The following is a 25,917-nucleotide window of genomic DNA, read 5'->3' on the forward strand; positions in this document are numbered from 1 at the left end:
TCAATAATATGTTATCAAAAAAACAAGCACGTGCTTTTTTTCTTGGTGGAACTGTAGTCACTTTCCTAATATTTATAGGACTTACCATTTTCTCCTTTAGTAAAGCACAAGATCAAACTAACCACGAAAATATTACAGAAGCTGTGGTTAGAGGAAAAGTACTTTGGGAAAAAAATAATTGTATGGGTTGCCATACGCTTTTAGGCGAAGGTGGTTATTATGCTCCAGAACTAACTAAAGTAATCGATCGTAGAGGTAAAGGCTACATTAAAGCTGTACTAATGTCTCCAGTAGCATGGCAACCAAACGGAAGAAAAATGGTGGCTTATGGCTTTTCAGCAGAAGAAGCATTAGACTTAATTGCCTTTTTCGATTGGATAGATGATATTGATTTAAACGGATTCGATACAATTGTTTCACCATTAGCAAAAGATGAAAACTAAACTAAAAACTAAAACACATGAAATATAAATCACAAAAAGTAGCGTATTGGTTTTTTGCCCTTTCTATGCTGTTGTTCGGACTTCAGCTAGTATATGGTTTCATTATGGGATTTGCACATGCAGGATTCGATGGACTGCATGAAATTATTCCTTTTAATACAGCAAAAGCTGTTCATCTTAATCTATTAGTTGTTTGGTTGTTATCCGGTTTTATGGGAGCAGCTTATTACATTATTCCAGAAGAAGCACAACATGAGTTAGTAAGTGTAAAATGGGCTTATATACAACTTATTAGTTTAGCACTAGTAGGCGTTGCAGCCATAGTAGGATTTCATTTTAATATTTGGGAAGGACGTAAATTTCTTGAAATACCAAGAGGATTAGATTATTTGGTAGTTGCAAATGTACTTTTATTCTTAGGTATTATTTTAACAACTTTATATAAAGGAAAGCGTAGAACCACTACAGCGTTGGTATTAACTATGGGATTGTTTTTTGCAGCATTATTATATTTACCAGGAATGTTGCCATTCGATAGCCAAGTAACAGATTCATTTTTTAGATGGTGGGTTGTTCACCTTTGGGTTGAAGGTGTTTGGGAACTTATTATGGGAGGTATTTTATCTTTCTTATTAATTAAGTTAACAGGAGTAGATAGAGAAGTTATTGAAAAATGGTTGTATGTAATTGTAGGATTAACATTTTTATCTGGTGTTTTAGGAACAGGACATCACTACTATTATATTGGCGTTAATAAAATATGGTTAATTGTTGGTGGAATCTTTTCTGCTCTTGAGCCTTTAGCATTTTTAGCAATGGCATTATTTGCTGTAAACATGTATAGAAAAGGAGAAAAAGAACATCCAAATAAACTTGCTTTATACTGGACACTTGGTGCTGCTATAGTATCTTTTGTAGGTGCTGGATTATTAGGTTTTGCACACACATTGCCACAAACAAATTTATACACACACGGAACTTTAGTAACAGCAATGCATGGTCACCTTGCTTTTTGGGGAGCTTATGCAATGATTGTATTAGCGATTATTAGTTATAGTTTACCAAACATGACTGGACGTAAGTTGTATGATAGTTCTATTGGTAGAATGGCATTCTGGTTTTCTAATATAGGAATGATTGGTATGACGGTTGCTTTTGGAGTTGCAGGAGTCGCTCAAGTATATTTAGAGCGTAAAATGAAAATGGAATTCATGGAAGTTCAAAAAGAAATAGAAATCCACTTTTATGTTTTAATTATCTGCGCAACATTATTTGTAACAGGAATTATTCTTTATATGATAGATTTCTATAAACATGGAAGACCAACAGACGAAGCTTTAGATATAGCATCAGACGACTAAAAATATAAAAGACATGAAAAAATATATAGTTTTTTTTACCATTACCGCGTTAATGGCAATAAACTCTTTTGCCCAACAATTTGATGTTTCGGCAGAAATAAGACCACGTTATGAAAATAAACATGGTTTCGGAACACTTTTAAATACAGATGCTGATGGTTCGAACTTTGTATCTCAAAGAACGCGTTTAAATTTTGACTTTGTAAATAACAAAATGCGTTTTAAACTTATAATGCAAAACGTTAGAGTTTGGGGAGATGTAAGTACATTGTCTAGCGATGACAATGCAACAGCATTGCATGAAGCTTGGGCAGAATATGTATTAGACAGTACGATGTCTTTTAAATTTGGACGTCAAGAAATTGTTTATGATGATCACAGAATTTTCGGTAGTGTTGGTTGGGCACAACAGGCTAGAAGCCACGATGCCTTTTTGTTTAAATACAAACCAAATAAAAAGCACCAAATAGATGTAGGATTTGCTTTAAATTCAGATTCACAATCTAATATAGATAATTTATATAGTAATGCTGCTGGTTATAAAACCTTTCAGTATGCTTGGTATCATGGTGATTTTGATAAAATTGGGTTAAGCTTTTTAGCTTTAAACACAGGAATTGAATATATTGAAAATGAAGGGTTAACAGGCGAAAAGCAAACCATAGATAATATGCAAACTGTAGGTCCAAGATTAACATATAAGTCTGGAAAATTTTCAATAAATACTGCAGCTTATTTTCAATTAGGAAAATCACTTAATACAGATGTTAGTGCATCTTATTTTGCAGGAGATGTTGGTTATAAAATCGATGATAATTTTAATGTTGGTTTAGGTGCCGAATATCTTTCAGGGAAAGATATGGATGACGCAGATACAGATATTAAATCATTCTCGCCATTATTTGGTACAAACCATAAATTTAATGGTTGGATGGATTATTTCTATGTTGGCAATCATGTAAATAATGTAGGTTTAGTAGATGTTTACGCTACTTTTGGATATCAAAAAAATAAATTTACAGCTAAATTAATGCCGCATATATTTTCTTCTGCAGCTAAAATTTATAACGGTTCAGAAAAAATGAGTAATAGTTTAGGTACTGAGTTAGATCTTTTATTAGGTTATAAATTAGCTAATGATATTTCTTTAAATGCTGGTTATTCTCAAATGCTAGCAACAGAGTCTATGGAGATTTTAAAAGCAGGAGACAAAGACGAGCATAATTCATGGGCTTGGATGATGATTACTTTTAAGCCAAAATTCTTATCGTACACTAACAAAAAAGAGTAAAATTTAATAATTTAAAAAGGCAGAGTTGATAGTTTGGATATTATTAACTCTGGCTTTTTGTAATTGAATTTATTTTTAGTAAAAATTTAAATGAATTAATTAATAAACAATAAAATGAGCAAGCCATATTATCGTGCAGTTGGAAAAGAAGTTACTGTTTTCGAACATGCCTATACATGTAAGATCCCTTTTTTATTAAAAGGACCAACAGGAACTGGAAAGTCTCGATTTATTGAGTTTATGGCTCATGAATTAAATACAAAATTACTTACCATTGCTTGTCATGAAGAAACATCGTCTACAGATTTAATTGGTAGATTTATTATAAAAGGAGCAGAAACCGTTTGGTTAGATGGACCATTAACAACTGCTGTTAAAGAAGGTCATGTTATATATTTAGATGAAATTGCCGAAGCCAGACCAGACGTTATTGTTGCCATTCACTCTTTAACAGATCATCGTAGAGAGTTGTTTATTGATAAGTTGGGAAAAACAATTAAAGCACATGAGAATTTTATGCTTGTAGCTTCTTTTAATCCAGGTTATCAACGCGGGTTTAAAGAACTAAAACCGTCAACTAGACAACGTTTTGTGGCTTTATCTTTCGACTATCCATTAGAAAAAGTAGAAGCCGAAATATTAGTTTCCGAAACTGGAATTCAGCTTGATATTGCTAAAAAACTGGTAAATATCGCGACTAAAATTAGAAACTTAACAGAATTAGGTTTAACCGAAACCGTTTCTACAAGATTATTAGTTGATGCTGCTAAATTAATTCATGCTGGCTTACCAAAAAGACTTGCAGTACATGTTGCTGTTGTAGAACCATTAACAGATGATTTAGAAGTGATTCAAGCGTTAAAAGATTTAAGTGATTTAATGATTTAGCATAAAGATAAAAACCATGTTTGAGTTCGAGCCAGATGAGTATATTTTTACCAAGTTTGCTTTCTTTTTTAAAAGACGAAAAAAGAAAAAAGAAGCAGCATTTGAGCATACCGTTTATTTAAGCGATCTTAAACCACGTTTAACAATTTTTGCACGCGCTATTACTGGAGAAGCTATAGAAATTTATGAAGCAGAAAAAGAAGGAGGTTATAGAAATAATAACTTCTTTTTACCAACTAAATTTCAAGAACTTCCTACAGTAGAAGAGAATCTTTCCTTTTATTTATTTAGAATATTATATATATCTGTACAAAAAAACCTTGGCTTCAATTGGAAAGATACTGTAGAACATGATACTTCAGAATCACAGCAAAAAGCAGCAGAAGCTTCAGAAAAGGTACTTTATAATTTATTCGAACAATTTCCTATAGCAGAAGATTATTATAAAACGTTTATTTCACACTTTAAAAGTAAATCTACTTCTAAACTACCTCCAGATTATTCCTTTATATATGGAAAATGGATGAAAGACGCGCCTAATGATGATGATGTAGATGATACGTTGAAAAATTTTTCAGATAAAGTAAAAGAAGCAAAACAAGATGCTGTAAAAACCATTTTAAAATCCAAGGCTGTAGAAGAAATTATTTCAGTTCAAATTGACCAAAAACAAATGGAAGATGCTGTGTTACAACATCAATTTGAAAAAGTAGAAACAGCAGAAGAATTTGGTGGAAACTTTAGAGACATGGATGGCGATGATAATTTAGAAGACCACTCTAACGCTTTAGATGAGGTGAATATGAAATATACAGTACGTGTGGACGACACAGCACATTCTGTATATCAAGCAGATTTTATAGAGAATACAACAGTTCTAGAAAGTGCAGAACAAGAAAGTGCAGGACATTATATTACTTATAAAGAATGGAATTATGCTAATAGATCTTATAAAGAAGATTTTTGTAAAGTATACCCAAAAACACAATTAAAAACAGATGTTGCTTATTATAAAAAAACATTAAACGTAAACAGATCTACTTTAGTTGGCTTACGAAAAATGCTAACTACTGTTAATAATAAATACCAGCAACAACGAAGACAAACACAAGGTGAGGAATTTGATATCGATGCCATAACAGATTTGTTTATCGATGTTAAATCTGGGCATACACCTTCAGAAAAAATATATCTATCTAAACGAAAAAAAGAAAAAGACTTATCTATTTTATTACTCTTAGATATTAGTCTTTCTAGTGATGGTTATGCAGCTGGAAACCGAGTTATTGATGTAGAAAAACAAGTATCTATTTTGTTTGGTGAAATTTTAGATGAATTTAATATCGATTTTTCAATCGATTGTTTTTACTCTAAAACACGAAACCATTCTACTTATTTAACGCTTAAAGGTTTTGATGACGATTGGAGTAAAGCAAAATACAGAGTAGGAGCAGTAGAGCCAAGTGGCTATACTAGAATAGGTGCTGCATTGCGACATTCTGGAGCTTTGTTAGATAAGCGAGACACTAAGAATAAGTGGGTTATTTTAATTTCGGATGGCAAACCAAACGACTACGACAAATACGAAGGAAAGTATGGTGTTAATGACGTTAAACAAGCGTTAAGAGAGTTAAATGAACGCCAAATAAATTCGTATGCATTGGCAATAGAGGGACAAGCCAAATATTATTTGCCACAAATGTTTGGACAAAATCATTATCAAATTCTTACAACTCCAGTAGAGCTTCTTCAGTCTTTAGTGCAACTTTACGAAAAGATTAAACATCAAAGTTAATATGAATATAGAAACAATAGATAACAAAAATATATTTTATCCTCCTGGAGGCATTCTCTTATGGATTATTATTTTTTTAGAGCTTTTCACTTTCGGAATTGCTTTAATAGTAATGGTATATTCTGGAAATCAAGAATTAGAATTATTCCAAGAATCTAGCTTAATGCTTAATAAAACTTTTGGTATGGTTAATACTATATTTTTATTAACTAGCGGTTTTTTTATGACTATTTCAGTATCAGAATTAAAGAAAGGAAACAAAGCTGGGTTTAAAAAACGACTGCTTTTAACCCTATTTTTTGGTATGTTATTTTTAGGCTTAAAAAGCTTTGAGTATTATGGTAAAATAAGTGAAGGTATAAATCTTGGCTACAATACATTTTTCACCTATTACTGGATGCTAACCTTATTTCATGTTATTCATGTAATTATTGGATTGGTAATATTAACCTCTGTTTATTTCGGAATTAGTAAAGAAAAATCTACCACAAGTATAGAGGATGTAGAGGCTAGTGCTGCTTTTTGGCACATGTGCGATTTAATTTGGGTTTTACTTTTTCCTATAATTTATTTACTTTTTTAATATGCGTAGAACAGCAACAATAACTTGGATTATTTTAATAGGTCTTACCATAGTGTCTGCACTAGTTTCTAAAATGGAAAGTACTTATGTAGTATTAATTATTTTAATATTAGCAGGCTTGAAATTTCTTGGTATTGCTTTTCAATTTATGGAGATGAAAAAAGCAAACGTATTTTGGAAAATTTTAATTATTGGTTTTTTATTAATTTTCACAAGCACTATTTTAGTTATATCCTAAACTAGAAATAATACAATACTACCTCCAAAATTCATCATCTAATTTATCTTCAAAAGATTCTGGATTATGAATTTCTTCTATTTGAAGCATTTGCGCTTCTGTAGCTACTTTCTGGATTTCAGGAAACAATATACGTTCTTCAAAACGAATGTGTTGTTCTAATTCTTCTTCAATCTTGCTTAATGTTTTGGCATCATCTTCGGTTTCAGCAAACAAACGCTTTAAACGTCTATGGTCTGCTAATGCTTTTTTTACCAGTTCATTATCATTTTCTAAAATGGTAAAAATATGTGTTTCTTCCATTTTAAAATGTGGAATTAAATGCGTTTTGAAAAACCAGTCTGCATAGATACGCATACGTTTTGGTTCAATATTTTTGCTAAATCCAGATCTAATTTTCCAAGATAATAATAAACCATGATGATGTTCTCTACTTAATGGCTGTAAGGCCTTATGTCGTTTTTGTGGTTTTATTTCCATGTTGTTTTGTTTTTAAAATATTGAATACAATAAAAAGGATTCCTAGAGGTAATAAGATACTAAATAGGAATAATAAAATGTAATAATTGGTAAGTATTCCTTCTCCAAAATAAAATTTGTAACCTTGAATAAGCAAGAGCACTTCGGTTAATACAAAGCCTAAAACAAAGCTATAAACACCTATGTACAAAGATTTTGTAAATCTAACTAATTTGGTGTTTATTATAAAAGAAAAAAGAAAACCACTAATAATACCAAGCATCATTAAATGAATAAACCCAATTACAAAATTACGATGATCGAACACAACTTGCGAAAATTCTGGGATAATAGTAAATGCTTGAAAGAGTGTTTTCAATTGGAAACAAACAACACTAAAAAAGTAAAGGGATAGTACTATTTTCGATTGTGTTTTTTTATGTAGTAGTAAATTATGCTTAATAAGTTTTAAAAAGAATATAAGTGAAGCAATTTGTAAAATAACACCCACTATATTTATAATTAACAGCATTTTATGTGGTGCAAACCATTGAATTGGTAATGCGAAAGTTAAAATAGTAGAGGCTATTAATAAATTAAAAAACTGCCTAAATAATTTAGAATCTTTAATTTTAAGCAGATGAAAAAATACAGCAATCACTGCTATTAAAAACCAGCCATTAAACTGAAAATGTAAAAAGAATTGTATCGCAATTTGATAAAAAGCTGAAGCTTGACCAAGCATAGAAACTGCAGGACCTAGACACCAAACACCAAATGTAGAAAGCACCATAAATAGGAGTGAAGCCTTTAGTAGTTTCCTAGTAACCACAGATTTGGTTTTATAGTGTTTAAAAATAAGATAAGCGAAGTAGTAACTACAAAAAATATGTAATGTAGAAAAGGAGATTGAAATAGCTGTATAACCTACAAAAGGAAAGCTTATCATCATGCCAATAATTGCAAACTCTGTAAGCCAAAATAAGTGATTAAAAACCTTTGTTTTATTGGGTATAAAATAATGAACAAAAAGCGTGAACAACATTAAGTAAACCCAACCTAACATGGCAACATGAGAATGTGCATGTGTTAAAAAACGATAGTTTAAACCAATAGATTCTAAAAACGAAAAACGTAGTGCCAAGCCCATTAAGGCAGCAATTAAGAAATTTATTAGGCAAACAATAATTAGTTTTTTTTGCATTTTGGTAAAAGGAAAATTGTAATGTAAAGGTCTAAAATTTAAACAAAAATCCCAGAACATATTATAATAATGTTCTAGGAATTTCTAATCACTAAAGTTACTAATCATGAAATGCTATTAATCAAACTGCTTCTCTAGCTTTACTGCTTCAGAAAACAAAATATTGTTTTCCAAATGTATATGTAAGTGTAAATCTTTTTCAAACTCATTTAACATTGCAAATGTTACTTTATAGGTGTTGCATGCATCTGCAGGAGGCGTGTAATTGCCTGTAAGTTCTGCTATTTCTCTAAAACGCTCACCTTCGGTATCGTGCTCTTCCATCATCATTGCAATTGGGCTTTCTACGGTTCCAAATTGTGGAGATTGTATAGCAACATTATCCAATTTTGCTTTCACCATTCTTTTTATAAAAGGAAAGAGGATTAATTCTTCCTTTTTCATGTGCGAAGCTAATTCTCCTGTAGAAGCTGTAAACAGTTCATTTATTTTAAAAAGCTCAGGATGGCGTTCTCCATGTACTTTACAAAGTTTATCTAAGAACTGACGTATTACAGGCGTTTTTTCGGCTACATACCTATGGTGTTTTTTTTCAATATATTCTACCAATAAATCTATAGGCCAAGATTTATAATCTATAGATTGGTCTGTTGTAGAGTTTAAAACAGCCTCTAATTCTTGTGTTAAGGTAGTACTATCAATGCCTTTTTTCTCGCAAGCTTCTTCAATAAATCTGTTTCCATTACAACAGAAATCTATTTTGTATTTCGAAAAAACTGCTGCAGTTCTAAAATCTTCTGCCACAAATTGTCCTATTTGTTTTGGTGTGCTTTTTTGTAATGTTTCCATAATGTGTTTATTTTAAAAATGGTAAAAAGTGTTTGCCTTTTATCCTTTTATTATAGATGTAAGGCTGTTTTATCTCGGATAAATTTATCCTATTTATATTCAAATTTTTTTTAGGTCTCTCAGTTTTTTTAAAAAATTGTTAGTTGAACTATTCCTAATCTTAAGTTAGGATATTTTTTTAATTAAGTCTTTAAAAATGCAATACCAGTTTTTATATCTAATGCAAGTTCTTCTAAATTAGTAGTTTCTAGCATGTGTTTTAATCCATCTCTAATCTCTTTAAACTTGTTGTGTACTGGACAAGGATGGTTTTCATCGCATTTATCTAAGCCCAAACCACAACCACTGTAAATAGAATCTCCATCTATCGCTTCTACTATATAAGCTAATTTTATTGACGAAATAACATCTTTATCAATTTCAAAACCACCATAAGCACCTTTTACAGATTTTATTATATCGTGTCTTACCAAAGCTTGTAATATTTTAGCAGTAAAGGCTTGTGGTGAATTTATTTCTTCTGAAATCTCCTTAGGTGAAACACGTTTACCTTCAAACGAATTCTTCGCAATAAAAATTGAGGCTCTAATTCCGTATTCGCAAGCTTTTGAAAACATATAATTCTTCTATTTCTTAAACAAAGATAAATCAATATTTTAATTAGGATAAATTTATCTTAGTTAAAATTTTGATAAATTATTACAAACACCATAATATTAAAAATAATTTAATCACTTATAAGAGTTTACTTACTTTATTAAACTCTAAACTAGTTTTCTTTTACTTGAAAAACATTTGGACAACATTAAAGGCGGTTTCTATTATTTTAGAAGGATTAAATTGTTGATACTCCAATTGTAGCAAATTCTTGATTTAAATAAAGTGTATTACGCTTTCAATTCTTCATCATAAAAATGGGTAGCATCTTTTACAAGAACGCTTAATATCTCTTTTTCCTTTTTAATGCGTGCAGCATCCCAATTTAAGTATTTGGTACAGTCTTTTACAATTAGTGTTTCAAACATAGAAATACTAGAAATATTAAAATACAATCGTCCTGTTCGTCTCACAAAAAAATCGGCAAGACTATTAATCATTTCATGATGAATACCATACCATAACTCGGCTCTAATTAGTCTAGCCTCTGGATTTTTATTTTTAAAAACTGGCATATGTTCTACTATAGTATTGGCTTGTTTTCCATAAGTAGATGTTAAATAAGTAGCAAAATAGTTGTTGTTTATTCCAGCATCTTCAAGCTTTAAACGTAGCTTTTTTCTATATTTTTTTACTTCTTTAGAAGATTCAAAAGCATCAGTTGTAAGTGTTATTTTCTCGGTATAAGATTCTTTAAATTTTTTAGCTTGTGTTATTGTCATTGTATCTATTACAGCATCAATAACACGATGTGCCATTTTTCTATAACCTGTTAGTTTTCCGCCAGCAATAGAAATTAAGCCACTATCCGAAATAAATATTTCATCTTTTCTAGATAATTCTGAAGGATCTTTTTCGGCTTCATGAATTAATGGTCTTAAACCAGCCCAATTAGATTCAATATCGTTTTCGGTTAAATTAATATCTGGAAAAGCATCATTTACAGCATCTAATAAATAATTAATATCTGCTTTTGTAGTCACTACACGTTCTAAATTTCCAAAATAATTGGTGTCTGTTGTACCAACATAAGTAGCGTGTCCTCTTGGTATGGCAAATATCATGCGTCCATCTGCAACATCAAAATAAACCGATTGTTGTAATGGGAATTTTTTAAAAGGAAAAACCAGATGCACACCTTTAGTAAGATGTAAATACTTGTTGTTTTTAGACGCATTTTTCTCTCTTAATAAATCTACCCACGGACCAGTTGCAGAAACAAAGTTTCTAGAACTAATATTAATAGTTTCACCAGAGTTGTGATCGATACAATCTATACTTTTAATTTGCTTTTTGGTATTGTAAACAAAGGTATCCATCTCACAGTAATTAAGAATCGTTGCGCCAAACTCCGAAGCTTTTTTTAGTAATTCTACGGTCAATCGAGCATCGTCTGTTCTGTATTCCGAATAGTAACCACTACCAAGTATAGTTTCTGCATCAAGTAAAGGTTCTTTTTTTAAAGTTTCCTTTTTATCTAACATCTTCCTTCTGTCGTCACCTTCTACATCTGCTAAAAAATCGTATACTCTTAGCCCAATAGAAGTCATCATTTTTCCATAAGTACCACCTTCTACAAGCGGTAAAAGCATTTTTTCTGGGATTACTAAATGTGGTGCCAATTTATGTACAATCGCACGTTCTCTTCCAGATTCTCTAACCAAACCAATTTCTAATTGCTTTAAATAGCGTAAACCACCATGAATTAATTTTGTAGATTTATTACTAGTTCCAGAGGCGAAATCGTTTTTTTCAATCAAACAGGTTTTCATGCCTCGCGAAGCAGCATCTAAAGCAATACCAGCTCCAGTAACGCCTCCTCCAATAATAGTAAGATCAAATTTTTGGGACGTTATTGTATTAATATCTTCGGCTCTATTTAGTATAGAAAATGGTTTTACTTTCATAATTTATTTACTAAGCTTCATTAAAGGTTTTGGTTCTTTTAATAGCAGATAACCAACCTGTGTATTTTTGATTTCTGGTCTTTATGTCCATTTTTGGAATAAAAATTCGGTCTACTTCTCGAATGGATTCTATGTCTTTATTTGTCCAAATCCCTGCTTTTAATCCTGCTAACATCGCTGCTCCTAAAGCCGTGATTTCAATCATTTTCGGTCTGTCTACGGCAACGTCTAAGATATCACATTGAAATTGCATCAAGTAATTATTAGCACTTGCTCCACCGTCTACCTTTAAAGTGGTTAATGCTTTTCCACTATCTTCTTCCATAGCTTTTATTACATCTTTGGTTTGGTAGGCTAAGGCTTCTAAAGTGGCTTTAATAATTTCATTTTTTCCTATGTCAAGTGTAATTCCGTAAATAGCACCTTTTGCATTAGCATCCCAATAAGGCGCTCCTAATCCTGCAAAAGCAGGTACTACATATAAATCTTTTAAAGGCGGAATACTATTACAAATTGCTTCGGTTTCTTTAGCATCCTTAATTAACAATAGCTTATCGCGTAGCCATTGTATAGAAGCTCCTCCTATAAAAACGCTGCCTTCTAAAGCATAATTTACTGGTTCTTTTGGTAAGGTACATGTTAATGTGGTAATGAGCCCGTTTTTAGAAGTTACATAATCTTTTCCGTTATTTAGTAAAATAAAACAACCTGTTCCGTATGTGTTTTTTGCAATACCTGCTTGAGAGCCTCCTTGTCCAAATAAAGCGGCTTGTTGGTCTCCAGCAACACCATAAATAGGAATATTTATATTTTTATAGGTAACAGATCCAAAATTAGAAGATGATGTTTTTACTTCTGGTAGCATAGATTTTGGGATATCTAAAGCTGCAAGCAAAGTGTCGTCCCATTTTAAATCTTTAATATTATAAAGCATGGTTCTAGATGCATTGGTATGATCTGTAACATGCTGTTTTCCGTTGGTAAATTTATAAATTAACCAACTATCTATAGTTCCAAAAAGCAACTGTCCAACTTCGGCTTTTTTACGTGCTCCTGGCACATTATCTAAAATCCATTTTAATTTGGTACCCGAAAAATAAGCATCAATTACCAATCCTGTATGCTCTCGAACATAAGTTCCTAAGCCATCATTTTTTAAAGTCTGACAAATACTTTTGGTTCTATTATCTAACCATACAATTGCATTATAAATAGGTTCTCCAGTTTCTTTATCCCAAACCACAGTGGTTTCTCGTTGATTTGTAATACCAATAGCCGCAATGTCTTCAGGCAGAATTCCGGTGTCTTTTAAAACCGTTTCAAAGGTTTCTTTCTGGTCATTATAGATTTCATTTGGGTCGTGTTCTACCCAACCAGATTCTGGATAATGTTGTGAGAGTTCTTTTTGCGAAATACCTTGAATATTACCTTTTCTATCAAAAATGATAGTTCTGGTACTTGTTGTACCTTGATCGAAAGCAATTATATATTTTTTGTTCATTGGCTTCTTTTTCAAGAATTAAAACATAAAGAACCGAAATTATTTCGCAATACTATGCGTGCATAGGAAATTATTTTTAATTTTGAGGCATCCTTAATATATAAAACGGATTTAGTTTATCAAAAAAGAATTGTAATTTGTAACCGATTAAATTTTAATATTATGGCTAAAAAAGCAGACCAAACAGCATCCTTTATGGTTAGGTTTAACCAAATTATTTTTGAAGAAGATGGTGAATCTAAAGTACAATGGAGAGGGAAAGTATCGCATGTACAAGGTGGTGACGATAAAAGTTTTTCAGACTTTAAAGAAGCTGTAGCTTTTATTCAGTCCAAATTAGCCGATTTAACCTTGGAAGCTACAAAGCATGAAACACCAGAACAACAGGATTCTTTATTAAAAAAGAGTTTTTCTATATGGAAAACTATTTCTAAAGAAGGTCCAAAAGTGATTATGGAAACGATTAAAGATCCTAGAAAGCAAGTTGCAAACATACAGGATCAAATTAGTTATTTAGGTGAAGATTTAATGGATAAAGTCCACATAGATCAATGGAGAAATGCTTCTCGTTCCGATTTTAATACCATAGCAGATTCTATTAGCACTCTTGCAGATGAGATTAAAAAATTGAATGCAAAAGTAGATGCTATTAGTAAACCAGTAAAACCAACTAAAACAGCGAAAACGACACGAACAACTAAAAAGAAGTAAACCTTTTAAATGAATCCACTTACCGATAGGTTAAAAGAATTAAAACAGTTTCAAAAGGATGCAGTTATTCGCATTCAAACTTTGGGACAGTTTAATCTATGGTTGAATAATGAAAAAGTAGATTCAAAAAAATGGGGACGAGACAAAACCGTTCAATTACTTCAGTATTTAATTTCTAACAGACAACGTCATGCACTTCATAAAGAAAAAATCATGGATCATCTTTGGGAAGATGGAGGAGATCGTGATTTTAAAGTCGCACTACATGGTATTAATAAAGTACTAGAACCCGAAAGAGCTTCTAGAACAGAACCTAGTTTCGTCATTAGACAAGGCATTAGTTACCAGTTAGATTTGGAAAAGGTTTGGATAGATGTCGAAGCATTAGAACAATATGTTATTATAGGAAATGAGGCTTTTGGCGAAGATCAATCCATTTCTAAAGAAGCCTATAAAGCTGCTATTGCATTATATCAAGGTGTCTATTTGCCAAATCGTGTTTTTGAAGATTGGTCGTCTGAAGAACGAGAGAAAATTCAAATCCTAATTTTAGGTGCATATGTTATACTTGCCGAAATTCTACTAAACGAAAATCCTTTGGAAAGCATTCGTTTAGCACAATGTGCAATAGCGATTGATAATACTTGGGAAGATGCGTACAGACTTCAAATGCAAGCTTATATAAAAAAAGGAAACAGACCACAAGCCATAAAAGCCTACCAAAAATGTGCAGATGTGCTAGATAAAGAATATGGTATCGATCCGCTTCCAGCAACAAAAAATCTACTAAAGGAGATTGAAGCCATTTAGTAAAAAAAATATTCAAAAAAATAATATGCTGTAAACGTTAATGTTTACTAGTATTTCTTCTAATTTTTCAGATTAAAACAGTTTCATCCTTCAGTTTGCAACTCATTTGTAACTACTTGATTGTACGTTTGTACCATAAATATTAAACAACACATTAAAACTATATATTATGGCTAGTACTAAAACAAAAAAAGCAAAAGCGACCCTTATCAATACAACAACTAATACAGTACTAGGTTTAACTACTAAAGCAAACAATATAGCTTTAAAAACTACTGAAAAGGTATTAACAAAATCTATTGACTTAACCGAAAAAGGAATTGGGCTTTCCTCTAAAGTGGTTAAAAAAGGGCTAAAAGTTTCAGCTAAAAATCAAAATTTAGTATTCGATACATTAGAAACTGTAAAAGATAAAGCAGTAAAGTTTTTAGTTAAGTCTAAATAATTTTAGAAATAAAAAGGAACACATACTCAAGTGCAACTCATTTGTAACTCACTGATTGTATGTTTGTACCAGAATTAAAAATAACATTACAATAACAATATATATTATGGCAACTAAAACAAAAACAGTAGCAAAAAAAGCAACAAGTAAAGTAAAAAACGATACTAACGTTGTAAAGAAAATTAATAAAGAATTAGTTAATGCTTCTATAGCTACAATTAATACTGTTGTAGATAATGGTGAAAAATGGCAAAAATTAGCTTCTAAGTTAATTAAGAAGTCAGAAAAAGTAAGAGAACAACAAATTAATATGTTTTTTGATACTGCTGAAGCTGTAAAAGGCCAGTTTGTAACAGGAACAGATAAAATGAAAGACTTAGTTGGTTACGATGCAACTATGATTGAGAAAGCTAAAGACATGGCTTTAAACAATCCTGTAGCTAAAAAAGTTATGGATATTGTTGAAGATATTACTGAAAGCCCAATGGTTCAAAAAGCAGAAAAAGCTACTGACGGTATTAAGAAAATGGGAATGGCTAAGTTTAATGAACTTAAAGGAGATGTGTTAGAGCAAGCTTCAAAAATTATTGATAAAGGCGAAGCTATTATAGAAGATGCTAAAGCAACACCAAAAGCAAAAGTAACTAAGAAGGTAACTAAAAAAGTGGTTAAAGCTAAAAAAACTGTAGCTAAAAAAGCAACAGTAACTAAGGCAAAAGCAACTAAAGTTGTAGCAAAAGCAGCACCAAAGAAAACAGTAGCAAAAAAGGCAACAGCAACTAAAAAAGCTGTTACTAAAGTAGCAACAAAAACGGCTCCTAAAGCAAAAACTGCTGTAGCTAAAAAAGCAACAGCTGTTAAAAAAGAAACTGTAGCTAAAGCAACAGAGGTTAAAAATGAAGTAGCAGCTAAAGTTGCTGAAGTAAAAACTGAAGTAAAAAAATAATTCAATAACTTATAAAAAGTAATTTGATATGAGCACAAAAAAATCAATGTTAGATGCACCAAAAACGATGGTATTTAAAGCACTTAGCAAAACAAAAAAAGTTGCAAAATCTGCTAATGATTATGCACTAAATACAACAGAAGATGTAGTTTCTGAAGGAATAATTGTTGCAGAACAATGGCAAACGGTTGCTAACAAAGCAATTAAAGATAGCTTAAAAATAGCAGCAACAAATCAAGACTTAGTTTTTACCGCTTTAGCAGGTGTTAAAAAACATGCAAAACTTAGCAAAAAAAGATTTACTAAGCTTATCGCTTAATTAGAGATTTTTAAATTGACTATTAAAAACCAAGTTACACAACATGTGAAGCTTGGTTTTTTTGTTTTTAAATTTAGTGTACATTAAAACGGTAAACTCGATTTTACTTTTTGTATTTTTAAGGACAAATACCTAGTTAATGGCCAAGAAAAAGAAAATTTCTGCTTCAGATATAGTTACATTCTACATGGATTATGTGGTAGAACATTATAGTAAACCAGAATCGGTTTCAGATTTTGCCAAAGCACATCATTTTGATGACGAATTATTCTACACACATTTTACTTCATTTAAAGATTTAGAAAAGGATATTTATTTACTGCTTTTCGATAATTCGGTAGCTATTTTAAAGCAAACTCCAGAATATACATCATTTACTAAAAAAGACAAACTACTAAGTTTGTATTATACCTTTTTCGAGAATCTGTCCTTAAATCAAGAATTTATAAAGTTGAATTTAAAAGGCTTTGAAAATCAGCTAAAAGCACTTTCAGTATTTTCAAGATTTAAACGTAGCTTTTCTGCGTTTATTAGTGAATTAGATTTAGAAACTATAAGTTTAAATGTAGATGCCATTGAAAATATTCAGAAAAAAACAATAAGAGAATCATCTTGGGTTCAGTTGTTATTCACCATGAAATTTTGGCTAGATGATACTTCTGATGAATTTGAAAAAACAGATATATTTATAGAAAAATCAATAAATACTAGTTTCGAATTGATAAATACCAAGTCTTTTAATAATATAATAGATTTGGCGAAGTTTTTATATAAAGAAAAAGTGAAATAGGCTAAATATGAAAACACTAAAAAGTATACCAATTTCTAAAATTCAGCGTGCATCTAAACTCGTGCAAACTGGAGCAAAAGTTGGCGTAAATTATCTTAAGTATTATGGTGACAAAATGGTTAATTCGGAAGAAGAAGCCAAAGAGCGTTTAGACGAATCTAACGCTACAGATATTTACGATAGTTTAAAAGACTTAAAAGGATCTGCCTTAAAATTAGCGCAAATGCTAAGCATGGAGAAAAACATTTTACCACAAGCTTATGTAGAAAAATTTTCTTTATCTCAATTTTCTGTACCACCATTATCTGCTCCTTTGGTAATGAAAACCTTTAAGAAATCGTTTGGTAAATTTCCAAATGAAATTTTTGACACCTTCAATCCAGAGGCAATAAATGCAGCAAGTATTGGACAAGTACACAAAGCAGAAAAAGATGGAAAAATGTTAGCTGTAAAAATTCAATATCCTGGAGTTGCAGATAGTATTTTGTCCGATTTGGCAATGGTAAAGCCAATAGCTATGAAAATGTTCAACATAAAAGGCGAACATTCCGAAGTCTATTTTAAAGAAGTAGAAGGGAAGCTACTAGAAGAAACAAACTATTTGTTAGAGATAGAACAAAGTAAAGAAGTAGTTGCAGCGTGTTCAAGTATTCCTAATTTAGAGTTTCCAAGATATTATCAACAGTATTCTTCACAACAAATTATAACTATGGATTGGATGGAAGGGATTCATCTTTCCGAGTTTGCAAAAATAAATACCAATCAAGAGCTTGCAAACCAATTAGGACAAGCTTTATGGGATTTTTATTTATATCAAATGCATGTTCTTAAAAAGGTACATGCAGATCCACATCCTGGAAATTTTTTAATTTCTGAAGAAGGAAAACTAATAGCTATCGATTTTGGTTGCATGAAAATAATTCCAGAAGATTTTTACGTACCTTATTTCGAGTTGTTTAATAAAGAAATTCTTGATGATCCTAAATTATTTCACAATCAATTATTAAAATTAGAAATTTTAAGAAAAGACGATTCATCTGAAGAAATTAAGTTTTTTACCAACATGTTTCATGATGTGTTAAGTTTTTTCACACAACCATTTCGCGAGGAAACTTTCGATTTTTCTAATTCAGAATTTTTTGAAAAAATTGCAGCAATTGGTGAGCGCTATTTTAAAAGTACAAGATCTAATAAAATGAATGCTAATAGAGGCTCTAAACATTTTATCTATTTAAATAGAACCTTTTTTGGATTGTTTAATTTAATGTTCGATTTACAATCAAAAAATATAAAAATCAATAATTATAAAACACTGTAAAACCTAAGTTTACAAATTTTCTTTGGTGTGTGAAATTAAAATGCTATGCGTGCATAGTATTTTGTGTAAATAATGTATCTTGTGAAAAAACGACTTTGATTAGTGGTTTGTTTTAATAAAAGCATTAATTTTTCACTTTAGATTTAAAGAATTGACAAGTTTTTAAAATAAGAGTATAAAATACAAGTAATTAATAATGGCGAAAAAAATTGATTTAAAGGATATTGTGCAAGACGCATTCGATTCTTCAATACAGCAGATTTCAGGTTCTGATGCAGCTTTTTTATATGCAGAATCACCTACAAGTCCTATGCATGTGGCAACCTTAAACATTGTAGAAGGTTCTTTAAAGTTCGAAGATTTTAAAGATATTGTTGCTTCAAAATTACATTTAATTCCAAAATTTAGACAACGATTACTAAATGTACCAATGAATTTAGATTATCCTTATTGGGTAGACGATCCTAATTTTGATATAGACTTGCATTTAAATCGTATTAAATTACCAGATCCTTCAAACTGGAAAACCTTAAGAGATTTAACCTCTACATTATTTTCTGCACCTTTAGATTTGCGAAGACCATTGTGGTCTGTCCATTTTATTGAAGGCATAGACGAAATTGCACAAGTACCAAAAGGCTCTGTTGCCATAATAACAAAAATACATCATGTAATGATTGATGGTACTTCTGGCGTTGGTTTACTTGGCGTTTTATATGATAGTGATGAAAACGGCAAGCAGAAAAAACGTTCTAAACCAAAAGCATATAACCCTGAACCTTTACCAGACGAACTTAGTTTATTGTTAAAAAGTGGGTACGCGTTTTTTAAAAACCCGTTTAAAGTTCCAAAAACAGTTGCAGAGACTGCTTACAGTTTTATTAAAAGTAGAGCTGCTAAAAAACTAAGTATTCAAAAGGAATTTAGTGCTACAAAATTTCCAGTTCCAATTACCATTTTTAATGGTTCTATTTCGGCAAAAAGAACTTGGGGAACAGCCATTCTATCTTTCGATCGTATTAATGCACTTCGAAAAACAATGGGAGGAAGTATTAACGATGTTATTTTAGCCATCTGTGCAGGAGCTATGCGTCGTTATTTAATAGAAAAAGAAAAGTTACCATTACATCCTTTGGTTGCAAATGTTCCAATTTCTATTCGCACAGAAAACAGCACAAAAATGAATAATCAAATTGCTAACATGATGATTCAGTTGGCAACACATATCGAAGATCCATTAGAGCGTTTAGAATATATTCAAGAACAAACCATGTTAGGGAAATCTAGACACAATACTATGGGAGCAAAAACCTTAGCTAAAATGGCAGATGTTGTGCCTTTTGGTTTGGCAAATTTAGCTGCTGGATTATATAGTAAATACAATATTAAAGATCTACACAGACCACCTTTTAACGTCACGATTACCAATGTTCCAGGACCAAGAGGTTTATTGTACTTAAATGGGCATAAAGTGGTTTCTATTTTTGGTTTAACACCTGTTGTAGATGGTTTTGGGCTAATAATAGCAGCATTTAGTTATAATGGTCAAGTGAGTATTACCACAACTTCAGACTCTAAAACAATGCCAGATGCAGATGTGTTTTCTAGATATATTAGAGAATCTGCAAACGAGTTAGAAGAGCACATTACAAACCTTGGTAAAGGTAAATCGACAAGTAAAACAAAACAAGTTAAAAGTAAAAGTGCACCTTTCTTTACAGCTTTAAAAAAGTACTTAAAAGAGAACCCTAAATTTGTTAAAGCTTATAAAGGTTTATACCAAATACAATTAGATTTAGGAGATAGAACAGACGGTTGGGAATTAAACCTTACAAAACCAGTAGCGGTTATTAAGAAAAAGAAAAATTTAGCTCCTAAAGTTTTAATTGAAATTGAAGATGAAAATTTATTTGCTTTATACAAAGGCAAGTTGCTTTTAGAGGAATTAAAAATACAAGGAAGAATAAAAATAACAGGAACTGCAGCAAGTAAAACAAAATTTATGAAATTACTTACTGCCTTTTTAGAAAGATAATTAATGCACTATAATACACATATATTAAAATCTACAGATGGAGAATCCATTTGTTATTATAAATGGGAAGCCAGCCCAAAAGTGGCTTTTAAAGGCTTGGTGCAAATTGCACATGGTTTAGGAGAGCATGCTGGCAGATATGATGATATGGCACATCTTTTACAAGAAGAAGGCTATTCTGTTTATGCAAACGACCATCGAGCGCATGGTAAAACTGCCGAAATGAAACGCTTATTTGGGTTTTATGATGGCAAGGAATATTTTGACGACTGTATAGAAGATATGTATGTATTGTCTAACCTAATGAAAGCTGAAAACCCTAAAACTAAATTCATTTTATTTGGACATAGTATGGGATCGCTTTTTAGTAGAAAATATGTGCTTAAATATGGAAACGAATTAGATGCTTTAATCTTATCTGGAACCGCCAGTTTTATAAAAGGATTAGGGAATATAGGGCTTGTAACAGCAACAACAGTTACAGCTTTTCGCGGAAGAGCAAGAGGAAACGAATTCTTAAAATCTTTCTTTTTTGGAGAATTTAATAAGAAATTTAAACCCAATAGAACAAAGTTTGATTGGATTAGTAGTGATGAAAAACAAGTCGATCTTTATGCTAAAGATCCGTATCGTATAGAAGATTTTTCACTTGGAGTGTTTTTAGATATTATCAAAAATTCTAAAACGTTAAATAAGTCGAAAGCATTTATAGCAACACCAAAAGAGTTGCCTGTCCTAATGTTTTCAGGAGATAAAGATCCCGTTGGCGAAATGGGAAAAGGCGTAAAACGTGTGGCAAAGCAATACGAAAAAAGAGGTCTAAATGATTTTACATTTAATTTATATGAAGGCGGAAGACACGAGATGTTAAACGAAATCAATGCCGAAGAAGTTAAAAAAGAAGTTATAAGTTGGCTAAATACACGTATTTAAGATTAAAAAATAAGAATGGAAGAAACCCAAATTATATATCGAATTTTTACACGCTTAACAGTTGCTCTAGGAACACTTAATGGTTTAACCATGAGTGAAGCTAAAAAGTTGACAAAGCTTCAGTTTAAACAACATCCTTTGGAGAAAGAAGCCAAAGCGTTAATTAAGAAAATAGATAAAGACGAACATAATATCATCGAACAATTACTTGATGAAACTATTTTGGTTTGTGACGAGTTAGGTCCAAATAGAGATTACATCACATTGGTAAAAATCTTAGAAAATGTAGGTAGCTCAATTTCCGAAGGCCATGATCAAGATGAATATAAATACACCAATTCAATAATAGAAAGATTTCAAAAAGAAATAGCAGTAGTTAATAAAAAAATACCTTCTCCACCATTGTTTAATATGGTTATGGAAAGTCGCTCACTATTAGAATGGTCGTCTATTTATTGTTTGTATCCATTTATACCAAAACGCATAGATGGTAAAGGAAAACCAGTATTGTTAATTCCTCCTTATTTAGGAGATGATTCTTCTACAACATTTGTTAGAAAATATTTAAAATCTTTAGGTTTTACAACGTATAAATGGGAGTTAGGGTTTAATATGGTTAAGTCGCACTACATACCAAGATTAGAAGAGAAATTAGCAGACATTTATCAAGAGCATCAAGAGAAAGTAAGTATTGTTGGTTGGAGTGGTGGTGGCATTTTTGCAAAAATAATGGCAAATAGACATCCAGATCAAGTAGAGCAAATTTTAACCATTGGCTCACCAATTTGGGGAGTTATGGATATGAAAACACCAGTATATGGCTTGATGGAATTTTTTAGAGGAAAATCTTTAAAAGAAAGAAACGAGAGGTTTTTAGCAGAGTTAGAACCAATACCAACAATTCCGGTAACTTGTATTTATACAAAAACCGATGGTTTGGTACCTTGGAAACATTGCATGGAAGCAGAAACCTATAGAGAGAATATAAAAAACATTGAAGTTTTTGGAAGCCATTCTGGAATGGGAGCAAATGTGAGTGTACTATTGGTTACAGCCAATATGCTAAGTGCTAATTTGCAAGGCAAAAAAATAAGAGATGTTGGTTCAAATATTGAACGGTTTTTATATCCTAATTTTTGGAATAAAGCACGAAAAGCATTTCAAACTAAAAAATCAATTGTAGACTGCTTTAAATAATAAGTTATGGATCATATTATTGAACATCATAAATTTCAAGAAGTTTTAAAACAAATTGCAAAGGAGCAAGATTTAGACCTTGAAGAAGTAAAAAAGCAAGGCGCCAAGTGTATTAAGGAACTATACGCACAGCAGCATCCTATGGCAAAATTAATGTCGGTAAAAGGCTTTGATTATATATTGTCTAGAGCTTATAACGATAAAATTGATGTCGATCCAAAAGGCATAAAAAAATTGATGAAACTCATGCAGAGAAATTCTGTAGCTTTCATCATGACACACAAAACATATTTAGACACTTTAGTTCTAATATCTACATTAGCAAGATATGGTATGCCAATTCCATATTCTTTTGGAGGTAGTAATTTGGCATTTCCAGGCTTAAAACAACTAGGCAATAACGCAGGACTTATTTTTATTCGCCGCAGTTTTAAGGACGATTTAATTTACAAAGCAGCTTTACGCCATTACATATCTACAATTATAGATAAAGGAGATCATTTAACTTGGAATATTGAAGGTACACGTTCTAGAACAGGTAAAATTATTTACCCTAAAATGGGAATATTAAAGTATATTAAAGAAGGAGAATTGCAAAGTTCAAGAGCTATAAAATATGTGCCAGTTTCTATTGTTTACGATTTAATTCCTGATGTTAAAGAAATGACAGAAGAAGGAAAAGGACAAGATAAGAAGTCTGAGAACGTAAAAGAAGCAGTTAATTACATAAAAAAATTAGGTAACGATTATGGTCGTGCAGCTATTCGTTTTGGAGAACCAGTTGAGATAGAAGAACACCAGCAAGCTATTATTCCAGATATGGAAGAAGATAGTTATGCAGACAAAAACACCTTACCACGTTTTGCTTTTGAGTTAATTCACAAAGCCAATGCAATTACACCAGTAACAACAGTTTCGTTGGTATGCCATACGCTATTAAATGATTTTGCTTTAACTAAAAGAGAAATCGAATTTAAGGTTAATAGATTAATGGCATATATTGGCCAAAAGAAGGAAGATGTACTTATAGATCGTGGTAATAAGATTGGAGTTACAATTCAAAAAGCTTTAAATTTATTACAAGGTGCAAGAATAATCCAAAAGAGTAGAGCAGGACAAAAGGCGCAATATAGTTTGGTTTCAACCGAATATTTACCAGCAACTTATTATGCAAATATGGCATCTGGCCATTTATACCACCAAGCTTTTATAGAAATGGCTTTGGTGAAAATTAAAGATGACACTTCAGCAAATAGAATCACCCATTTTTGGGAAGAAATCATGAAACTTCGTAACTTATTTAAGTTTGAATTTTTCTACACTAATAAACCAAAATTTAGCAGTGAAATTGAAGCTGAATTATTACGATTTGATAAAAACTGGAGAAGGATTTTAGCAAATCCAAAAGGAGATATTTCTGGGTTATTAAAAAAGCAAGATTTATTCGTTTCTCGAGCCATTTTGTTATCGTATTTAGAAGCAGATAAAATAGTTTGTCACACACTAAATAGTTGGGATACAGATGATGAGTTTAAAGATAACGACTTCATCGATTTAGCAATGTTTAAAGGGAAAGAGTTGCATTGGCAATCAAATATAACACGATTGGATAGTGTCTCTAAACCTTTTTTAATAAATGCACTTCGTTTTGCTAAAAATGCTAATTTAATCCCAGTAGAAAGAGTCATAAACTATGATGGTTTAGTGGATTGGAAAAATCAATTAGAAGATTTATCGGAAAGATTATTCTATTTAAAACAAATAGAAACTGTTCTAGATGAAAAAGGATTGAACGCGCAAGCTTCAGAGCAAGGTGTTGTTCCAGATTCTGGTAATGACGAAGTTAACCAAGAAACGATTATAGAAGAAGGTCCACATATCACGGCATTCTTCGATATGGATAAAACGTTAATCAATGATTTTTCAGCTAAGAAATTCATGTCCACACGTTTGTTTAGCGGAAAAACAACAGCCAAAGAATATTTAACACAATTTGTAACAGCTTTAGCTTTTGCAGCTGGAAATAGAGATTTTGAAGTACTTACTAAAATGGCAGCGCTTGGTGTAAAGGGTATTGCTGAATCTGCATTTATAGAATTAGGAGAACAAGTTTTTATTGATTATTTAGAAGAAACTATTTACCAAGAGTCTCGCGAATTAATAGCAAAACATATAGCAAAAGGGCATAAGGTTGTTATTATTTCGGCAGCAACGACATATCAAATTGAACCTATCGCAAAAGCATTAGGTATTAAAGATATTTATGCTACCGAAATGGAATTACGTAATGGTAAGTTTACTGGTCGTGTTTCCGAAATGTGTTGGGGAGAAGGTAAAGCTAGAGCAGCTAGGAAATTTGCAAAAAAGAATAATACAGACTTATCAAAAAGTTATTTTTATACAGATAGTATTGAAGATTATCCACTATTAAAAATTGTTGGAAATCCAGTAGCTACTAATCCAGATCAGAAATTATCGCAAGTAGCATTCGAAAACAATTGGCCAATTTTAAGGTTTGAAGAACCCGTAGGAAAACCAGTAGTTAATGGTTTTAGAACAGCATTAGCAGCAGCCAGTATTTATCCTTCAGCTCTTAAAGGAATAATAAAAGGAGCAATAACGCTATCTAGGCAAGAGGCTGCAAATACTACTTTTTCAAGTATTGGAGATTTAGGTTCTAAAATGGCAGGTTTAGAAATTGCAGTAAAAGGAAAGCATAATTTAGAAGAAATACGTCCAGCGGTTTTTTGTTTTAATCATCAAAGCGCAGCAGATTTCTTTATAGTTATGAAACTAATAAGACACGATTTTACAGGTATTGCAAAAAAGGAATTAGAGCGTACACCTGTAGGCCCAATTTTTAAAGCTTTAGGAGCTATTTATGTAGACAGAGCGAATAAAGAAAAAGCTATTGAAGCCATGCAACCAGCAGTAGAAGCATTAAAAAGTGGTATTTCTGTTGCAATAGCACCAGAAGGAACGCGAAGCGGAAGTAAAACCTTAGGTACTTTTAAAAAGGGAGCATTTCATTTAGCTATGCAAGCAGGAGTTCCAATTATTCCTATTGTAATTAAAAACGCCTACATGGCAATGCCTAAAGGAACGAGTATGTTTAAGCCAACTCATATTGAAGTCGTGGTTTTAGAACCTGTAGATACATCACTTTGGAAATTAAAAAACATCAATAAACATATTGAAGACGTTAGAAATTTATATCTTAATGAATTAGAAAATTAA

Annotated in this window: 24 protein-coding genes; 18 read left to right on the forward strand and 6 right to left on the reverse strand. The window is 31.5% G+C overall.

From position 1 onward, the window contains the following. Positions 1-8 precede the first annotated feature (8 nt). From CW733_RS03055 to CW733_RS03085, 7 genes are all read left to right on the forward strand, one after another. Positions 9-443, forward strand: coding sequence for a cytochrome c (locus CW733_RS03055; protein WP_100995572.1), 435 nt, complete (start codon positions 9-11; stop codon positions 441-443). Positions 444-460: 17 nt separating this feature from the next. After that, the gene (locus CW733_RS03060; RefSeq protein WP_100995574.1) at positions 461-1,804 is read left to right on the forward strand and encodes a cbb3-type cytochrome c oxidase subunit I; all 1,344 of its coding nucleotides are present in this window, start codon (positions 461-463) and stop codon (positions 1,802-1,804) included. A 13-nt stretch (positions 1,805-1,817) separates the two neighbouring features. Then, on the forward strand, positions 1,818-3,095 hold the full coding sequence (locus tag CW733_RS03065) for an alginate export family protein (RefSeq protein ID WP_100995576.1): 1,278 nt from the start codon (positions 1,818-1,820) through the stop codon (positions 3,093-3,095). Between the two features lie 114 nt (positions 3,096-3,209). Beyond that, the gene (locus CW733_RS03070; protein WP_100995578.1) at positions 3,210-3,983 is read left to right on the forward strand and encodes a CbbQ/NirQ/NorQ/GpvN family protein; all 774 of its coding nucleotides are present in this window, start codon (positions 3,210-3,212) and stop codon (positions 3,981-3,983) included. Positions 3,984-3,999: 16 nt separating this feature from the next. Next, complete coding sequence (locus tag CW733_RS03075; protein ID WP_100995581.1) at positions 4,000-5,778, forward strand: nitric oxide reductase activation protein NorD; 1,779 nt, start codon at positions 4,000-4,002, stop codon at positions 5,776-5,778. A gap of 1 nt (position 5,779) precedes the next feature. Further along, the gene (locus CW733_RS03080; RefSeq protein ID WP_100995583.1) at positions 5,780-6,361 is read left to right on the forward strand and encodes a cytochrome c oxidase subunit 3; all 582 of its coding nucleotides are present in this window, start codon (positions 5,780-5,782) and stop codon (positions 6,359-6,361) included. Between the two features lies 1 nt (position 6,362). Next, positions 6,363-6,599, forward strand: coding sequence for a cytochrome C oxidase subunit IV family protein (locus CW733_RS03085; protein WP_100995585.1), 237 nt, complete (start codon positions 6,363-6,365; stop codon positions 6,597-6,599). 18 nt (positions 6,600-6,617) lie between these two features. On the opposite strand, the gene CW733_RS03090 is transcribed toward CW733_RS03085, so the two are convergent. The 6 genes from CW733_RS03090 to glpK all read right to left on the reverse strand — a co-directional run bounded on the left by CW733_RS03090 (position 6,618) and on the right by glpK (position 13,176). Further along, positions 6,618-7,079: a hemerythrin domain-containing protein gene (locus CW733_RS03090; protein WP_100995587.1), complete on the reverse strand. Its 462-nt coding sequence runs from the start codon at positions 7,077-7,079 to the stop codon at positions 6,618-6,620. Next, on the reverse strand, positions 7,051-8,262 hold the full coding sequence (locus CW733_RS03095) for a hypothetical protein (protein WP_100998635.1): 1,212 nt from the start codon (positions 8,260-8,262) through the stop codon (positions 7,051-7,053). The genes CW733_RS03090 and CW733_RS03095 overlap by 29 nt, the downstream gene beginning before the upstream one ends. A gap of 117 nt (positions 8,263-8,379) precedes the next feature. Next, complete coding sequence (ric, locus tag CW733_RS03100) at positions 8,380-9,111, reverse strand: iron-sulfur cluster repair di-iron protein (protein ID WP_100995590.1); 732 nt, start codon at positions 9,109-9,111, stop codon at positions 8,380-8,382. A gap of 182 nt (positions 9,112-9,293) precedes the next feature. After that, positions 9,294-9,728 (reverse strand): Rrf2 family transcriptional regulator, encoded by a 435-nt coding sequence (locus CW733_RS03105; RefSeq protein WP_100995592.1) that lies wholly within the window; start codon positions 9,726-9,728, stop codon positions 9,294-9,296. A 270-nt stretch (positions 9,729-9,998) separates the two neighbouring features. Next, positions 9,999-11,675, reverse strand: a complete 1,677-nt coding sequence (locus tag CW733_RS16590; RefSeq protein ID WP_100995594.1) for a glycerol-3-phosphate dehydrogenase/oxidase — start codon at positions 11,673-11,675, stop codon at positions 9,999-10,001. A 10-nt stretch (positions 11,676-11,685) separates the two neighbouring features. Then, complete coding sequence (gene glpK, locus CW733_RS16595) at positions 11,686-13,176, reverse strand: glycerol kinase GlpK (RefSeq protein WP_100995596.1); 1,491 nt, start codon at positions 13,174-13,176, stop codon at positions 11,686-11,688. A gap of 162 nt (positions 13,177-13,338) precedes the next feature. Between glpK and CW733_RS03120 the strand changes: the two genes are divergently transcribed. From CW733_RS03120 to CW733_RS03170, 11 genes are all read left to right on the forward strand, one after another. After that, complete coding sequence (locus CW733_RS03120) at positions 13,339-13,887, forward strand: hypothetical protein (protein WP_100995598.1); 549 nt, start codon at positions 13,339-13,341, stop codon at positions 13,885-13,887. Positions 13,888-13,896: 9 nt separating this feature from the next. Continuing rightward, positions 13,897-14,697 (forward strand): bacterial transcriptional activator domain-containing protein, encoded by an 801-nt coding sequence (locus CW733_RS03125; RefSeq protein ID WP_100995600.1) that lies wholly within the window; start codon positions 13,897-13,899, stop codon positions 14,695-14,697. 169 nt (positions 14,698-14,866) lie between these two features. After that, on the forward strand, positions 14,867-15,142 hold the full coding sequence (locus CW733_RS03130; protein WP_100995602.1) for a hypothetical protein: 276 nt from the start codon (positions 14,867-14,869) through the stop codon (positions 15,140-15,142). A 106-nt stretch (positions 15,143-15,248) separates the two neighbouring features. Continuing rightward, on the forward strand, positions 15,249-16,088 hold the full coding sequence (locus CW733_RS03135; protein ID WP_100995604.1) for a hypothetical protein: 840 nt from the start codon (positions 15,249-15,251) through the stop codon (positions 16,086-16,088). 28 nt (positions 16,089-16,116) lie between these two features. After that, the gene (locus tag CW733_RS03140) at positions 16,117-16,407 is read left to right on the forward strand and encodes a hypothetical protein (RefSeq protein ID WP_157811529.1); all 291 of its coding nucleotides are present in this window, start codon (positions 16,117-16,119) and stop codon (positions 16,405-16,407) included. A 139-nt stretch (positions 16,408-16,546) separates the two neighbouring features. Further along, positions 16,547-17,197, forward strand: a complete 651-nt coding sequence (locus CW733_RS03145) for a TetR family transcriptional regulator C-terminal domain-containing protein (protein ID WP_100995608.1) — start codon at positions 16,547-16,549, stop codon at positions 17,195-17,197. Positions 17,198-17,204: 7 nt separating this feature from the next. Next, entirely contained in the window at positions 17,205-18,515 is a 1,311-nt protein-coding gene (locus CW733_RS03150; RefSeq protein WP_100995610.1) for an AarF/ABC1/UbiB kinase family protein, read from the forward strand. A gap of 196 nt (positions 18,516-18,711) precedes the next feature. Then, positions 18,712-20,550 (forward strand): wax ester/triacylglycerol synthase family O-acyltransferase, encoded by a 1,839-nt coding sequence (locus CW733_RS03155; RefSeq protein ID WP_100995612.1) that lies wholly within the window; start codon positions 18,712-18,714, stop codon positions 20,548-20,550. Positions 20,551-20,553: 3 nt separating this feature from the next. Next, positions 20,554-21,483 carry an alpha/beta hydrolase gene (locus CW733_RS03160; protein ID WP_100995614.1) on the forward strand — a complete coding sequence of 310 codons (930 nt, stop codon included), beginning with the start codon at positions 20,554-20,556 and terminating at the stop codon, positions 21,481-21,483. Between the two features lie 15 nt (positions 21,484-21,498). Further along, entirely contained in the window at positions 21,499-22,680 is a 1,182-nt protein-coding gene (locus CW733_RS03165) for an alpha/beta fold hydrolase (protein WP_100995616.1), read from the forward strand. Between the two features lie 6 nt (positions 22,681-22,686). Further along, the gene (locus CW733_RS03170) at positions 22,687-25,917 is read left to right on the forward strand and encodes an HAD-IB family hydrolase (protein WP_100995618.1); all 3,231 of its coding nucleotides are present in this window, start codon (positions 22,687-22,689) and stop codon (positions 25,915-25,917) included.

Source organism: Lacinutrix sp. Bg11-31, assembly GCF_002831665.1.
In the GTDB taxonomy this organism is placed as follows: domain Bacteria; phylum Bacteroidota; class Bacteroidia; order Flavobacteriales; family Flavobacteriaceae; genus Lacinutrix.